At 71.2% G+C, this 14,371-nt stretch carries 13 protein-coding genes and 1 riboswitch; of the genes, 8 read left to right on the top strand and 5 right to left on the bottom strand.

Annotated elements, in window-relative coordinates:
- Positions 1 to 65 precede the first annotated feature (65 nt).
- From JHW41_RS21815 to JHW41_RS21805, 3 genes are all read right to left on the bottom strand, one after another.
- Positions 66 to 1,367 carry an iron-containing redox enzyme family protein gene (locus JHW41_RS21815; RefSeq protein WP_250447014.1) on the bottom strand — a complete coding sequence of 434 codons (1,302 nt, stop codon included), beginning with the start codon at positions 1,365 to 1,367 and terminating at the stop codon, positions 66 to 68.
- A 504-nt stretch (positions 1,368 to 1,871) separates the two neighbouring features.
- Entirely contained in the window at positions 1,872 to 2,702 is an 831-nt protein-coding gene (locus tag JHW41_RS21810) for an alpha/beta fold hydrolase (protein WP_250447011.1), read from the bottom strand.
- A 94-nt stretch (positions 2,703 to 2,796) separates the two neighbouring features.
- Positions 2,797 to 3,498 (bottom strand): pirin family protein, encoded by a 702-nt coding sequence (locus JHW41_RS21805; protein ID WP_057946130.1) that lies wholly within the window; start codon positions 3,496 to 3,498, stop codon positions 2,797 to 2,799.
- A gap of 111 nt (positions 3,499 to 3,609) precedes the next feature.
- Here JHW41_RS21805 and JHW41_RS21800 point away from each other — a divergent pair, with 111 nt between their 5' ends.
- Entirely contained in the window at positions 3,610 to 4,530 is a 921-nt protein-coding gene (locus JHW41_RS21800; RefSeq protein ID WP_057946131.1) for a LysR family transcriptional regulator, read from the top strand.
- 60 nt (positions 4,531 to 4,590) lie between these two features.
- Here the strand turns inward: JHW41_RS21800 and JHW41_RS21795 are convergent, their stop codons facing one another.
- A complete protein-coding gene (locus JHW41_RS21795; RefSeq protein WP_158229877.1) occupies positions 4,591 to 5,205 on the bottom strand; it encodes a response regulator in 615 nt (204 codons plus the stop codon).
- 250 nt (positions 5,206 to 5,455) lie between these two features.
- On the opposite strand from JHW41_RS21795, the gene JHW41_RS21790 reads away from it, so the two are divergent.
- Positions 5,456 to 5,719, top strand: a complete 264-nt coding sequence (locus JHW41_RS21790) for a DUF2188 domain-containing protein (RefSeq protein WP_057946133.1) — start codon at positions 5,456 to 5,458, stop codon at positions 5,717 to 5,719.
- Between the two features lie 314 nt (positions 5,720 to 6,033).
- Here JHW41_RS21790 and JHW41_RS21785 read toward each other — a convergent pair whose 3' ends face one another.
- A complete protein-coding gene (locus JHW41_RS21785) occupies positions 6,034 to 7,248 on the bottom strand; it encodes a M23 family metallopeptidase (RefSeq protein WP_250447008.1) in 1,215 nt (404 codons plus the stop codon).
- Positions 7,249 to 7,627: 379 nt separating this feature from the next.
- A riboswitch (cobalamin riboswitch) is annotated at positions 7,628 to 7,847 on the top strand.
- 172 nt (positions 7,848 to 8,019) lie between these two features.
- Here JHW41_RS21785 and JHW41_RS21780 point away from each other — a divergent pair.
- The 6 genes from JHW41_RS21780 to JHW41_RS21755 are packed head-to-tail and all read left to right on the top strand — an operon-like array spanning position 8,020 to position 14,314.
- On the top strand, positions 8,020 to 9,534 hold the full coding sequence (locus JHW41_RS21780) for a CoA-acylating methylmalonate-semialdehyde dehydrogenase (RefSeq protein WP_250451174.1): 1,515 nt from the start codon (positions 8,020 to 8,022) through the stop codon (positions 9,532 to 9,534).
- Positions 9,535 to 9,545: 11 nt separating this feature from the next.
- A complete protein-coding gene (locus JHW41_RS21775; protein WP_428995414.1) occupies positions 9,546 to 10,724 on the top strand; it encodes an acyl-CoA dehydrogenase family protein in 1,179 nt (392 codons plus the stop codon).
- The gene (locus JHW41_RS21770) at positions 10,721 to 11,515 is read left to right on the top strand and encodes an enoyl-CoA hydratase (RefSeq protein ID WP_250447005.1); all 795 of its coding nucleotides are present in this window, start codon (positions 10,721 to 10,723) and stop codon (positions 11,513 to 11,515) included. Before JHW41_RS21775 ends, JHW41_RS21770 begins: the two co-directional genes overlap by 4 nt.
- Positions 11,512 to 12,729 carry an enoyl-CoA hydratase/isomerase family protein gene (locus JHW41_RS21765; RefSeq protein WP_250447002.1) on the top strand — a complete coding sequence of 406 codons (1,218 nt, stop codon included), beginning with the start codon at positions 11,512 to 11,514 and terminating at the stop codon, positions 12,727 to 12,729. Before JHW41_RS21770 ends, JHW41_RS21765 begins: the two co-directional genes overlap by 4 nt.
- On the top strand, positions 12,726 to 13,625 hold the full coding sequence (gene mmsB, locus JHW41_RS21760; RefSeq protein ID WP_250446999.1) for a 3-hydroxyisobutyrate dehydrogenase: 900 nt from the start codon (positions 12,726 to 12,728) through the stop codon (positions 13,623 to 13,625). The genes JHW41_RS21765 and mmsB overlap by 4 nt, the downstream gene beginning before the upstream one ends.
- Positions 13,622 to 14,314, top strand: a complete 693-nt coding sequence (locus JHW41_RS21755) for an epoxyqueuosine reductase QueH (protein ID WP_250446982.1) — start codon at positions 13,622 to 13,624, stop codon at positions 14,312 to 14,314. The genes mmsB and JHW41_RS21755 overlap by 4 nt, the downstream gene beginning before the upstream one ends.
- The last annotated feature ends 57 nt before the right edge of the window (positions 14,315 to 14,371 follow it).

Genomic DNA, 14,371 nt, shown 5'->3' with positions numbered 1-14,371 from the left:
CGGCGTGGTTGCGGCGCGGCCGGCGAGGCCCGCGACCGGCGCGTCGCGCCGGCCGCGGGCGCGGTTCACGCCGCCGCGGCTTTCTTCACCAGTCCGTCCAGGCTGTCGGTGTCGCGCGTGTGCGGCGAAAAGATCGTCGCGAACACCTCGGCGTGGTTGCGGAAGGCCTTGAATTCCAGGGCGTTGCCGCTGGGGTCGGCGAGGAACATGGTCGCGTGTTCGCCGGGCAGGGCGCGCATGCGCACGTGCGGCGGGTCGATGAAGCCGTAGCCGCGGCTCTTGATCCGCTCGGCCAGCGCGCTCCAGTCGCGCCAGTTCAGGTTCATGCCGAAGTGCGGCACCTTGACCGTCTCGCCGTAGAAGGCCGAGCCGAACGCGTTGTCGCCGGTGGATTCGCGCGGCGCCTGGTGGATCACCAGGTGGTGGCCGTAGAAATCCAGATCGACCAGGTTGCGGGTCGAGCGGCCCTGCTTGGCGCCGAGCACGTCGCAATAGAACGCGCGCGCCTGCTGCAGGTCGTGCACGCCGATGGCGAGGTGGAACTGGGCGATGGGCGCTTCGCCGGCGCCGGCGCAATCGCCCGGGCCGCGCGCGTGCGCGTGCGGGTCCGGCGCGGTCGCCGCGGCATGGATATGGCTCCAGAACGACTGCCACGCCGCCATGCTGTCGCGGTAGCCGCGTTCCAGCTCGGCCACGCTGCCCGCGTCCATGCCGCCGATCTGCTCGCCGATCAGCGCGCGCAGTTTCTCGCGGTGGGCGATGTCGTGTTCGCCGACGTGCAGGTCCCAGAAGATCCAGTCGATGCGGTCGTGGTGTTCGCGGATGTAGGGATTGCGCACCAGGTGCTCGTGCAGCCGGGCCAGGTAGACCTGGCAGACGCATTCGCCGCCCATGCCGCGCAGGCCGACGCCGTAGGCCGCGCTCGCGCCCGGCGCGACCAGGGCGGCGCGCGCGGCGTCGAGCAGGGCGAGGTTGGCGGCGAGCGGCAGACGGTCGTGCGGCGCGTGCTCGATGCGCAGGCTGGCGAGGAAATCGTCGTAGAGCTGCGGATGCGCCTGCGTCGCGTCGCCGCTGCCGAGTTCGTCGAACAGGATGTCGGCGAGGAAGCTGCGCATGCGCCCTGGCGGCAGCCGCGCGATCAGCAGGGCGATGTCGGCGATGTAGTAGTCGGTGAAGCTGCGGTACTGCGCCAGCAGCGAGAACAGGCGCGGCGGGCTGGCGGTTTCCACGAACGCGAACAAGGCGCCGGCGTGGTCGACGGTCTGCCGTTGCAGGTCGTCGGCCAGGGTCCAGAACGCGTGCAGGTCGTGGCGGGAGGGCGAGGGCGCCGGGGGCGCGGAAGCGTTGCTTGCCGAAGCGGTGTTCATGGCGATGGTCCGTCCTATCGTCGAGGTGGACTGAAGGACGCCGGCGGCGGGCGCCGACGCGTTTGCCGCGATGGCGCTCGTTGCTGTTGCGTGCTGCGGCGGGGCACGCGGTGTTGCCGCGGCCAATCGATCACGGATGCGCGCGCGTGCCGGTTGCGGCGATCACGAAAGAGAAGATTGCAGACAAATTCATGCGAAACGCATACGCGGTTGTGCGGCGCAGCGCGGAGTTTCCCGCGGGCGCTTCGGGCAGGTCGGCGCGGCGCGCGCTCAGGGGCGAGGGCGATGCGGCGTGCGGCTTCGACGGGCGGCGTAGGCCGGAAACGATGCCGGGAGGCGAGGGCGCCGGATGGAATGTGGGAACGGCGCGAGCCGCGACCGCGAAAACGCGACTGCGACGGAAGCTTCGGCGCAGTCGCGTTTTCGCGGCCGCGGCTCGCGCCGCTGCTGCAGGATGCTTCTTGGCGAAGCCCCCGCGGCGGTCGCCGCGGGGGCCTGGCGCGGTCAGGACTTCAGGAAGTCGAGCAGGTCCTGGTTGAGCTTGTCCTTGTGGGTATCGGTCAGGCCGTGCGGCGCGCCGGGGTACACGATCAGCTTGCTGTCCTTCACCAGCGCGGCCGAGGCGCGGCCGGCGGCGTCGATGGGGACGATCTGGTCGTCGTCGCCGTGCACGATCAGGGTCGGCACGTCGAACTTCGCCAGATCCGCGCGGAAGTCGGTGGCCGAGAACGCGGCGATGGAGTCGTAGGTGCTCTTGTGGCCGCCCCACATGCCCTGCATCCAGAACGAGTCGATCATGCCCTGCGAGGGTGTCGCGCCTTCGCGGTTGAAGCCGAAGAACGGGCCGCTGGCGATGTCCTTGTACAACTGCGAGCGGTCCTTGATCGAACCCTCGCGCAGCCCGTCGAACACCTCCAGGGGCAGGCCGCCCGGATTGTCGGCGGTCTTGAGCATCAGCGGCGGCACCGCCGAGATCAGGCCGGCCTTCTTGACCCGCGCGGTGCCGTGGCGGCCGATGTAGCGGGCCACTTCGCCGCCGCCGGTGGAGAAGCCGAACAGCGCGGCGCCGCGGATGTCGAGGTGTTCGAGCAACTGCGCCAGGTCGTCGGCGTAATGGTCCATGTCGTTGCCGTCCCAGGGCTGGCTGGAACGGCCGTGGCCGCGGCGGTCGTGGGCGACGACGCGATAGCCATGCGCGGCGAGGAAGAACATCTGCGATTCCCAGCTGTCCGAACTCAGCGGCCAGCCGTGGCTGAAGACGACGGGTTCGCCGTCGCGCGGGCCCCAGTCCTTGAAGTAGATCTGCACGTCGTCGCGGGTGGTGAAGGTGGCCATGGGAGCTCCGGAGCGGTGGGGAAGGGACGTAAGGGGAAGCGCGCCGCCGCGGGAGGCGGCGCGGGTGGAGCACACGAGCATGCGGCGGCGCGGGTTACGGGGCGGTGTCGACCAGCACCACTTCGGCGTCTTCCAGCGCGGTCACGCGGATGCGCGCCTCGCCGCGGATGGCGGCGCCGTCGCGGGCGTTCACCGTCACCCCGTTGACCTCGATCGCGCCCTTGGCGGGAACCAGATAGCCGTAGCGCTCGCCGTCGAAGCCGTATTCGGCCGATTCGCCGGCGGCCAGGGTCAGGCCCAGCACGCGCGCGGCGGCGCGGATCGGCAGCGCGTCCTCGTCGCCTTCGATGCCGCTGGCCAGGACCACGAAGCGGCCGCCGCGGTCGTCCTTGGGAAAGGGCTTGGCGCCCCAGGTCGGCGCGCCGCCGCGGGCGTCGGGAATGATCCAGATCTGGAAGATGCGGGTGGTGCCCGGCTCCAGGTTGTATTCGGCGTGCTGGATGCCGCTGCCCGCGCTCATCACCTGCACGTCGCCGGCTTCGGTGCGGCCGCGGTTGCCGAGGTTGTCCTGGTGGGTGATGGCGCCATCGCGGACGTAGGTAATGATCTCCATGTCGGCGTGCGAGTGCGGCGGGAAGCCGGTGTTGGCGGCGATGGTGTCGTCGTTCCAGACCCGCAGCGCGCCCCAGCCCATGCGCGCGGCGTCGCGGTAGCCGGCGAAGGAGAAGTGGTGCTTGGCGTCGAGCCAGCCGTGGTTTTCGCCGCCGAGGCTGGAATAGGGGCGCAGTTCGATCATGTCGGCGTTTCCTTGTGTGTGCGGTCGATGGGGAAACGATAGGCCTGCGCGATCGGGTTTAGAATAGAAACGATAGAAAGACATCGTTTCCAAAAGTGGTGTAATGACCGCATGACCCGACTCCCCGACCTGGAAGCCTGGGCGATCTTCGCCAAGGTCGCCGAACTGGGCTCCTTCGCTCGCGCGGCGGAGGAACTGCGCCTGTCGCAGGCGACCGTGTCCAAGGCCGTCTCGCGCCTGGAAACCCGGCTCAAGACGACGTTGCTGCACCGGACTTCGCGGCGCATCTCGCTGACCGAGAGCGGCCGCGGCGCGCTCGAACGCGCCGGCCGCATCCTGGCCGAAGGCGAGGCGGTGGAGGCCGAGGTCACCGCCCAGGCGCGCAGTCCGCGCGGACGGGTGCGGCTGGCCGCGCCGATGTCGTTCGGCGTCGCCCACCTGGCGCCGTTGCTGCCGCAGTTCATGCAGCGCTATCCGGAGATCGCGCTGGACATCGACTTCGACGACGGCGTCACCGACCTGGTCGGCGGCGGCTACGACCTCGCCCTGCGCATCTCGGCGCTGGCCGATTCGAGCCTGCTGGCGCGGCGCCTGTGCGGCGTGCGCATCGTGCTGGTGGCGGCGCCGGCGTACCTGGACGCGCGCGGGCGGCCGACCCATCCGCGCGAACTCGCCGGCCACAGCGCGCTGGCCTACGCGTACTCGCGTTTCGGCAACGCCTGGCGCTTCCACCATGCGCGCCACGGCGACTTCTCGTTGAGCGTGCCGGCGCCGTTGCGGGTCAACAACGCCGAGGCGCTCAATCCCGCGTTGCTGGCGGGGCTGGGGCTGGCGCTGCAGCCGGAGTTCCTGGTCTGGCGCGAACTGCGCAGCGGCGCGCTGGAGATCGTGATGCCGCAGTGGGCGCCGCCGCCGATCGCCTTGCACGTGGTGACCCCGCCGGGGCGCGAGCGGCCGGCGCGGGTGCAGGCCCTGATCGAGTACCTGGCGCAGCAGTTCGAACGCGCGCCGTGGGCCGATCCGCAGGGGTGAGCGGGCGTGAGCGGATCGCCGGCGGCTCCGCCAGCATCGCGCGCCCGGCGCCATGGCGTTTCATCCCCCGCGCGCGACCCACCCATGGTCGATCGCCAACCGCATCAACGCCCCTTCGCCGCGCACGTCCAACTTCCCCAGCGCGCGCGAACGCAGCGTGCGCACGGTCGATTCGGCCACGCGCAGGGCCAGCGCGATCTCGTGGTTGCGCCGGCCCTCGACCATCAGCCGGGTCACCTCCAACTCGCGCGGGCTGAGCCGGTCGAACGGCGAGGATTCGAACAGGATGCGGCCGCCGAGCGAGTCGTCGATGAAACGACGGCCCGCGGCGACTTCGCGCAGCGCGCGCACCACCACCGCGGCGTCGCGTGTCTTGGACACGTAGCCCAGCGCGCCGGCGGCGAGCAGGCGGCGCGGCATCGGCCCGTCGCCGACCACCGACACGATCAGGATGCGCAGCGCGGGATCGTGCCGCAGCAGCCGCTGCACCAGGCCCAGGCCGTCGTCGTCGGGCAGGTTGAAGCCGCACAAGGCCACGTCCGCCGCGGACTGGTCCAATCGCTGGACCGCCTCGTGCGGATCGCCGGCTTCGCCGACCACGTCGATGTCGCTGTGCGCGCCCAGGATCCAGCGCAGTCCGTGACGGACCAATGGCTGGTCATCGACGATGAACACCCGGATCATTTCCTTATCGCTCCGTAGATGATGCGAGCGAATGTCCAGGCCGTTTCCGAGGTCCGCAACTCGCCCGCGGGCAAAGTGCGGTGCGCCGACGCGAACGTCGGCGGATGACTACGTTACGTAACCGGGTGTCTACGCTTGTGTAGACGCATGCCGACGGTGAATCGGGGTTTTCCTACATTCATCACGTTTGGGCTTTGTTAGCGTGGCGCCACCCCGCATCGCCGGACCGCATGGAGTGCCGATGTCCACGCTGGTGACGATCTACGAAGTCGTATCCCACGCGCAGCGGTTCTGGCGCCTGCGCATCAACGGTTCGCAAGAGATCGCGTTCCCCACCCGCGACATCGCCAGCGCCGCGGCGCGGGTGCGCGCGCGCCGGCAGAACCAGGACACCGGCGGCCACACCGAGGTCTGGGTGCAGCGCCTGGACGGGCGCATGGACCGCGAAGCGGTGTTCCTCGGCGGCACGGCCGGCGCGATGTGCGCGGAGTGGCGGCGGCAGTAAGGCCGCGGCGGTAGCGACCGCGCCAAGCGTCGCGGACGAGGGTAGGGCCGCGTGCGTTCACGCGATCAACCTTGCGCGGCCGAGCGCTTGCAACGGCCGCGTCGCTGGTTCGGATCGCGCGGAAGGATCGCCGCCGGCCCAGCCATCGCACCGTCGAAGCGCAAGCGCGCACCGGGCTGGCGCGCCGCGACGGCGACGCACGCGAACGCAAGCGCTGCTCGTGCCCCGCCGCGGCGATGCGTGCGGCTATCGCCGCCGCACCGCCGACGGCCCGGCACCGCCACCGGCGGCGCCGAGCCTGGAACGCCCAGCGATCAGGGCGACAAGGTGAAGTTCTTGCTGTAGGTCGTGCCGTTGTAGGCGACCTCGAAGCGCCAGACGCCCGCCGGCCCGCTCGGCGCGAAACTGCTCCAGGTCCAGTTCCACCACGACGAGGCGTAATGCGGCGCCGGGCCGTTGTGCGTCCACGAGGCGAACACCGTGCCGTTCGGCCGCAGGATTCGGTACTGGCTCTGCTGGCCGTTGAGCTGGTCGCGGTAGAACGCGCTGAACGAGGCCTGCTGGCCGTAGCGCAGCGCGGTGTTCTCGTTCGGACTCTCCGCGTTCGGGCACGACGCGAACGCCGGTTGGGCGTTGCCGACGATCAGCTTGTTGATCGCCGAGTCGTAGTACGGCCGCTGCGCGGCCCAGGCCGAGGACAGATTCAGGCCGTTGCACGAGCCGGCGTAAGGATCGATGAGGTTGGCGTTGGTGTCGTAGACCTCGAAGTGCAGATGCGGCTCGGTGGAGCTGCCGGAACTGCCGACGATGCCGAGGTACTCGCCCTGCGCCACGCTCGCGCCGACGCCCTTGGCGGTGACCGAGCCGTTCTTCATGTGGCCGTACCAGGCGACCGAGCCGTCGGCGTGCTGGACGTAGACGGCGTTCCAGTTGTTGTTGTTGACCGAACAGCTGCGGTCGAAATTGCCGTCGTAGCGGCCGACGATGGTGCCCGCCGCCGCGGCGATCACCTTCACCTGATTGTTGTCCATCTTGTACCAGGAGAACGGCCACAGGTAATAGTCGGTGCCTCGATGGCCGTCGTAGCTGCGCGCGCCGCAGCTGTAGTCGAGGACCTGGCCGGCGCCGGCCTGGTCGACGTAGTTCGAGATCGCGTGATAGCCCGGATCGGCCAGGCCGTTGTTGAGCGCCAGCGGCCAGGCGAAGCCGCCGAGCGAACGCGCCGAGGATCGCGGCGCGGCGGCGAGCTTGAGCTTGCGCGCGTTGTCGCGGATGTCGTTCCAGGCGCGCTGGCGGAACTGCGGCGACAGATGCTCGCCGTGTTCGGCCACCGCATAAGCGCCGCCGGCGCTGGCATCGGGCGCCGTGCCGCTTACATCGCGCGGCGCGGCGTCGTCGGCTGCCGACGCCGGGAGCGACGAAGCGGCGAGCGCGAGGGCCAGGCACAGCGCCGGCGCGCCGCGCGCGCGGCGGGCATTCGCGTTGTTCGAGGCGCGGTGGTGTTCGGGCATGCGGTTCTTCCTGAGCATGTGGTTCTCCTTGAGCAGGCCGCGACGCGGCGTGATTCGCGCTGTGGGCCGGCGGCGCGCGGACGAGCGCGGACGTCCCGGTGTTGCCTGCAATCAGGCCGCCTGAGGCCCTTATACGCGCCTTCGCGCGCAGCCGGGCGCGGCGTCGATCCCGCCGATCGGCCAAGTCGCGGCGGCGGTGCGATGTGCAATTCAGGTGGATGAAATGGCGCTCGCCGGGCGCGCGGTCCATCGCGTCGCGAACGCGCATTCGCCGTGTCGCAGCGCCGCGCGCGTCGGTCGCGGCGCGATGCCCGCCGCGCGTCGCCGACGGCGCGAACGAAGGCGCCGGCCGGCGACCATACCGCGGCGCAGCTTGTGGCTGTCGCCGCCGAACCACTACACTGCGCGCGCCACAGGTGTCCTGCCGCCCGCTCCAGCGAGCGCGCAGGGTGAAACGGGAAGCCGGTGCGGACGCGAGTCCCATTCCGGCACTGCCCCCGCAACGGTAGGCGAGTTACAGCCGGCATCGGCCACTGCGCGAACGCGCGGGAAGGCGCCGGCGGGACGCATCCGCGTCGCTCGCGAGTCCGGAGACCGGCCTGTGGCGGACGTCGGGACGGCGCACGCGGCTTTGCCGCGGCCCGCGCCGCGGCGTTCTCCTCGGGCGTTGCGGCGGGCGACCTGACGAGCGGATGCGGTGCGGCGCGCGTGCGCCCGCCTTTCGCCCGGTCTTCGTTCGCGCAGCGCCTGCCTTCGCGGGTGTGCGATCCGGAGACCAACATGAACGACATGCACGCAGTCGCGACCGACGTCGCGACCGTCAAGCTGCTGATCGACGGCGAGTTCGTCGACTCCTCCACCGCGCACTGGCGCGACGTGGTCAATCCCGCCACCCAGGCCGTGCTCGCGCGCGTGCCGATGGCGACGCCGGCGGAAATCGACGCCGCCGTCGCCGCCGCGCAGCGCGCGTTCAAGACCTGGCGCAAGACGCCGATCGGCGCGCGCGCGCGGATCTTCCTCAAGTACCAGCAGCTGATCCGCGAGCACATGGGCGAACTGGCGGCGATCCTCACCGCCGAACAGGGCAAGACCCTGCCCGACGCGGAAGGCGATGTGTTCCGCGGCCTGGAAGTGGTCGAGCACGCCGCGGCGATCGGCAACCTGCAGCTGGGCGAACTGGCCAACAACGTCGCCGGCGGCGTCGACACCTACACCCTGCTGCAGCCGCTGGGCGTGTGCGCCGGCATCACCCCGTTCAACTTCCCGGCGATGATCCCGCTGTGGATGTTCCCGATGGCCATCGCCACCGGCAACACCTTCGTGCTCAAGCCGTCCGAGCAGGACCCGCTGGTGACCATGCGCCTGTGCGAGCTGGCGTTGCAGGCGGGCATTCCCAAGGGCGTGCTCAACGTCGTCCACGGCGGCGAAACCGCGGTCAATGCGATCTGCGACCACCCCGACATCAAGGCGGTGTCGTTCGTGGGTTCGACCAAGGTCGGCACCCACGTCTACCAGCGCGCCTCGCTCGCCGGCAAGCGCGTGCAATGCATGATGGGCGCGAAGAACCACGCGGTGGTGCTGCCCGATGCGAACAAGGAGCAGACGCTCAACGCGCTCGCCGGCGCCGCGTTCGGCGCGGCCGGGCAGCGCTGCATGGCGGCCTCGACCGCGGTGCTGGTCGGCTCGGCCAACGACTGGATCGCCGACCTGGTGGCCAAGGCGAAGACGCTCAAGGTCAACGCCGGCACCGAGGCCGGCACCGACGTCGGCCCGGTGATCTCCTGCGCCGCGCGCGAGCGGGTGGAGGGCCTGATCGCCTCCGGCGTCGAGCAGGGCGCCACGCTCGAACTCGACGGCCGCGCGCCGGCGGTGCCGGGTTTCGAACGCGGCAACTTCGTCGGCCCGACGATCTTCTCCGGCGCGGCGCCCGGCATGCGCATCTACGACGAGGAAATCTTCGGCCCGGTGCTGGTGATCCTGCGCGCGGAGACGCTCGAAGAAGCGATCGAGCTGGTCAACGCCAATCCCAACGGCAACGGCACCGCGATCTTCACCCAGTCCGGCGCGGCCGCGCGGCGTTTCCAGGAGGACATCGACGTCGGCCAGGTCGGCATCAACGTGCCGATCCCGGTGCCGGTGCCGCTGTTTTCCTTCAGCGGCTCGCGCGCGTCCAAGCTCGGCGACCTCGGCCCGTACGGCAAACAGGCGGTGACCTTCTACACCCAGACCAAGACGGTCACCGCGCGCTGGTTCGACGACGACACGCTGGGCCACGGCGTCAACACCACGATCAGCCTCAAGTGATGGCCGCGGTCATGGACTGGCAGGTTCATCCGGCCGCGCCGACCGGGCTCAGCGAAGAACAGGCGGCCTACCGCGAGGCCGCGCGCGATTTCGCCCGCGCCGAACTCGCGCCGCATGCGGCGCACTGGGACGCGCACAGCGTGTTCCCGCGCGAAGCCATCGCCCAGGCCGGCGAACTGGGCTTCTGCGGCCTGTACGTGGACGAGGCGGCCGGCGGCTCCGGCCTGACCCGTCTGGACGCGGCGATCGTGTTCGAGGAACTGGCCGCGGCCGATCCCTCCACCGCCGCCTTCATCAGCATCCACAACATGGCCACCTGGATGTTCGCCGCGCACGCCGCCCCGGCGCTGCGCGCGCGCTGGGGCGCGGAACTGGCCAGCGGGCGCAAGCTGGCTTCGTACTGCCTGACCGAGCCCGGCGCGGGCTCGGACGCGGCCTCGCTGCGCACGCGCGCGCGGCGCGACGGCGGCGACTACGTCATCGACGGCGCCAAGGCCTTCATCTCCGGCGCCGGCTCGACCGACCTGCTGGTGGTGATGGCGCGCACCGGCGGCGACGGCGCGCGCGGCATCAGCGCGTTCGCGGTGCCGGCCGACGCGGCCGGCATCGTCTACGGGCGCAAGGAAGAGAAGATGGGCTGGAACAGCCAGCCCACCCGCGGCATCTCGTTCGAAGGCGTGCGCGTGCCGGCCGACCACTTGCTCGGCGCGGAAGGCGACGGCTTCAAGATCGCGATGAAGGGCCTCGACGGCGGCCGCCTCAACATCGCCAGCTGCTCGCTCGGCGCGGCCCAGGGCGCGCTCGACGCGGCCCGGCGCTACATGGGCGAGCGCCGCCAGTTCGGCAAGAAGCTGGCCGAATTCCAGGCGCTGCAGTTCAAGCTCGCCGACATGGCCACGCAGCTGGTGGCGGCGCGGCAGATGGTCCACACCGCCGCGCGCAAGGTCGATGCCGGCGCCGGCGACGCCACCGTGTGGTGCGCGATGGCCAAGCGCTTCGCCACCGACGCGGGCTTCTCGATCTGCAACGAAGCGCTGCAGATCCACGGCGGCTACGGCTACATCCGCGAGTACCCGATCGAGCGGCTGCTGCGCGACTGCCGCGTGCACCAGATCCTGGAAGGCACCAACGAGATCATGCGCGTGATCATCGCGCGCCACCTGCTCAACAGCGAAGAGGAATTGCGATGAGTTCGACCGCCAAGACCTATGCGGGGCTGCAGCTGCGCATCGACGGCCACACCGCGGTGGTGACGTTGAGCAACCCGCCGGCCAACACCTGGACCCGCGACAGCCTGGCCGCACTGCGCGATCTGGTCCGCGACCTCGACGCCGACCGCGAGGTCTACGCGCTGGTGATCGTCGGCGAAGGCGAGAAGTTCTTCAGCGCCGGCGCCGACCTCAAGCAGTTCGCCGGCGGCGACAAGGCGCTCGCGCGCGAGGCCGCGCGTCGCTTCGGCGAGGCCTTCGAGACGCTCAGCGCGTTCCGCGGCGTGTCGATCGCCGCGATCAACGGCTACGCCATGGGCGGCGGCCTGGAATGCGCGCTGGCCTGCGACCTGCGCATCGCCGAGGAACAGGCGCAGCTGGCGCTGCCGGAGGCCACCGTCGGCCTGCTGCCCTGCGCCGGCGGCACCCAGAACCTGCCGCGGCTGGTCGGCGAGGGCTGGGCCAAGCGCATGATCCTGCTCGGCGAACGCATCGACGCGGCGACCGCGCTGCGCATCGGCCTGGTCGAGGAGGTGGTGCCCAAGGGCCAGGCGCTGGCGCGCGCGCTGGAATGGGCGAAGCAGGCCGAAAAGCAGAGCCCGACCAGCGTGGCCGCGTGCAAGGCGCTGGTCCAGGCCACCCGCAGCCAGCCGCACGCGACCGCGTTGGTGCGCGAGCGCGAGGCCTTCGTCGATCTGTTCGACAGCGCCGATCAGGTCGAGGGCGTGGCCGCGTTCCTGGAAAAGCGCGCGCCGCAATGGAAGAACGCATGAACGCGCATCTCAAGGACGCTGACGCGCGGGGTTCGGCGCAGGACTCGGCGCAGCCGGCGCCGGTGCTGTTCGAAGAGCGCCAGGGTGCGCACGGCCGCATCGGCATCGCCACGCTCAACGCGCCGGCCACGCTCAACGGCCTGTCGCTGGAGATGGCGCGCCTGCTCGACGCGCAGTTGCAGCGCTGGGCGCAGGACCCGGCGCTGGCGATGGTGTGGCTGCAGGGCGCGGGCGAGAAGGCGTTTTGCGCCGGCGGCGACCTGCACGGGCTGTACCGCGGCATGCGCGAGCAACGCGCGCGCGGCCGCTGGGACGGCGACGACTTCGCCGACCCGCGCGGCAACGTCCACGCCGAGGCCTTCTTCGAAACCGAGTACCGCCTCGACTACCGCATCCACACCTATCCCAAGCCGCTGCTGTGCTGGGGCCACGGCATCGTCATGGGCGGCGGCATCGGCCTGATGGCCGGCGCCAGCCACCGCGTGGTGAGCGAGCGCTCGAAGCTGGCGTTCCCGGAGATCACCGTCGGCCTGTACCCCGATGTCGGCGGCAGCTGGCTGCTGGCGCGCGTGCCCGAACGCGCCGGCCTGTTCCTGGCGCTGACCGGCGCGCCGCTCAACGCCGGCGACGCGATCCGCGCGCGGCTGGCCGATCACCACCTGCCCGAGGCGCGTCGCGCCGATGCGCTGCAGGCCGCGATCGACGCGCCGTGGAGCTTCGACGCCGCGCGCGACCGCGCCACCCTGACGGTGCTGCTGCAAGGTCTGGCCGAACCCGCGCCGGCGGGGCCGTTGCAGCAACACGCCGCGACGGTCGCCGACCTGTGCGCGGCCGATTCGCTGGAAGCGATGGTCGCGCGGCTCGATGCGCTCGAATCCGACGACCCGTGGCTGCAAACCGCGCGCAAGACCTTCGCCGCCGGCGCGCCCGGCTCGGCGCGCTTGGGCTATGAGCTGCAGCGCCGGGCCGCGGCGCTGTCGCTGGCCGACACCTTCCGCCTGGAATACTGGACTTCGCTGCATTGCGCCGCGCACGGCGACTTCGCCGAAGGCATCCGCGCGCTGCTGATCGACAAGGACCGCAACCCCCGTTGGAACCCGGCGACCCTGGCCCAGGCCACGGCGTCGTGGGCCGAATCCTTCTTCCGCGCCCCTGACGCCGCGCAGCCGCATCCGCTCGCCGACCTGGGCGCCGCCACGGAGCCGCGCGCATGAGCCGCATCGCCTTCATCGGACTGGGCCACATGGGCGGGCCGATGGCCGCCAACCTGCTCAAGGCCGGGCACGAACTGCAGGTGTTCGACCTGGTGCCGGCGGCGGTCGAGGCCGCCGTCGCGCTCGGCGCGCGCGCGGCCGCGAGCGCGGCCGAAGCGGTCGACGGCGCCGAAGTCGCGATCTCGATGTTGCCGGCCAGCCGCCATGTCGAGGGGCTGTACCTCGGCGCGGACGGCCTGCTGGCGCGGCTCGCGCCGCAAGCGCTGGCGATCGATTGCAGCACCATCGCGCCGGCCAGCGCGCAGAAGGTCGCCGCCGCGGCCGCCGCGCGCGGCGTGGCGATGATCGACGCGCCGGTGTCCGGCGGCACCGCCGGCGCCGCCGCCGGCACCCTGACCTTCATCGTCGGCGGCGAAGCCGCGGCGCTGGAGCGCGCGCGCCCGCTGCTGCAGGCGATGGGCCGCAACGTCTTCCACATGGGCGCCAGCGGCGCCGGCCAGGTCGCCAAGCTGTGCAACAACATGGCCCTGGGCGTGATCATGGCCGCGACCGGCGAAGCGCTCGCGCTCGGCGCCGCGCACGGTCTGGACCCGGCCGCGCTGTCGCAGATGATGGCGGTCAGCACCGGCCGCAGCTGGGCCACCGAGGTGTGCAATCCGTGGCCGGGCGTGCTGGAGAACGCGCCGGCCTCGCGCGGCTACAGCGGCGGCTTCGGCAGCGACCTGATGCTCAAGGACCTGGGCCTGGCCGCGGAGGCGGCGATGGGCGTGGGTTCGCCGATCCCGCTGGGCGAACTGGCGCGCAACCTCTACGCGCTCAACGCCCGCGCCGGCCGCGGCGGGCTGGATTTCTCCAGCGTGATCCAGTTGCTGGCGAAGCCGGCCGCCAGCGCGTGAGCGCGCCGCGGCCGCCGCTGAGCCTGCCCGACGGCGCGCAACGCCTGCTGCTGCACTCGTGCTGCGCGCCGTGCTCGGGCGAGGTCATGGAAGCGCTGCTGGCCGCCGGCATCGACTACACGATCTTCTTCTACAACCCCAACATCCACCCGGTGAAGGAATACGAGCTGCGCAAGGACGAGAACGTCCGCTTCGCCGACAAGCACGGCGTGCCCTTCGTCGATGCCGACTACGACACCGACAATTGGTTCGCCCGCGCCCGCGGCATGGAGAACGAGCCCGAGCGCGGCATCCGCTGCACCATGTGCTTCGACATGCGCTTCGAGCGCACCGCGCTGTACGCGTACGAACACGGCTTCGCCGCGATCAGCAGTTCGCTGGGGATCTCGCGCTGGAAGAACATGGAGCAGATCAACGACTGCGGCCATCGCGCCGCGGCGCGCTATCCGGGGCTGTCGTACTGGGATTACAACTGGCGCAAGGGCGGCGGCTCCCAGCGCATGGTCGAGATCAGCAAGCGCGAGCGCTTCTACCAGCAGGAGTACTGCGGCTGCGTGTATTCGCTGCGCGACACCAACCGCCAGCGCAAGGCGCAGGGGCGCGGGCGGATCAAGATCGGCCTGGTCTATTACGGCGACGAAGCCGCGGCGTCCGCGCCGGCCGACCGGAGCGATCCGGCGGACACCTGAGCGCGTCCGCGCCGCCGTCGCGGCGGCGCTATTGACCCGGGCGCCGCGCGCCTTTGA

Source organism: Lysobacter enzymogenes, assembly GCF_023617245.1.
Taxonomy (GTDB): Bacteria; Pseudomonadota; Gammaproteobacteria; order Xanthomonadales; family Xanthomonadaceae; genus Lysobacter; species Lysobacter yananisis.
The sequence above is the reverse complement of the archived record's forward strand: the minus strand, read 5'-3'. Positions and strand labels throughout refer to the sequence as shown.

Coding starts and splice junctions, on each gene's coding strand:
- JHW41_RS21815 (WP_250447014.1), bottom strand. CDS start 1,367: ATGAACACCGCTTCGGCAAGCAACGCTTCCGCGCCCCCGGCGCCCTCG.
- JHW41_RS21810 (WP_250447011.1), bottom strand. CDS start 2,702: ATGGCCACCTTCACCACCCGCGACGACGTGCAGATCTACTTCAAGGAC.
- JHW41_RS21805 (WP_057946130.1), bottom strand. CDS start 3,498: ATGATCGAACTGCGCCCCTATTCCAGCCTCGGCGGCGAAAACCACGGC.
- JHW41_RS21800 (WP_057946131.1), top strand. CDS start 3,610: ATGACCCGACTCCCCGACCTGGAAGCCTGGGCGATCTTCGCCAAGGTC.
- JHW41_RS21790 (WP_057946133.1), top strand. CDS start 5,456: ATGTCCACGCTGGTGACGATCTACGAAGTCGTATCCCACGCGCAGCGG.
- JHW41_RS21785 (WP_250447008.1), bottom strand. CDS start 7,248: ATGCTCAGGAAGAACCGCATGCCCGAACACCACCGCGCCTCGAACAAC.
- JHW41_RS21780 (WP_250451174.1), top strand. CDS start 8,020: ATGCACGCAGTCGCGACCGACGTCGCGACCGTCAAGCTGCTGATCGAC.
- JHW41_RS21775 (WP_428995414.1), top strand. CDS start 9,546: ATGGACTGGCAGGTTCATCCGGCCGCGCCGACCGGGCTCAGCGAAGAA.
- JHW41_RS21770 (WP_250447005.1), top strand. CDS start 10,721: ATGAGTTCGACCGCCAAGACCTATGCGGGGCTGCAGCTGCGCATCGAC.
- JHW41_RS21765 (WP_250447002.1), top strand. CDS start 11,512: ATGAACGCGCATCTCAAGGACGCTGACGCGCGGGGTTCGGCGCAGGAC.
- mmsB (WP_250446999.1), top strand. CDS start 12,726: ATGAGCCGCATCGCCTTCATCGGACTGGGCCACATGGGCGGGCCGATG.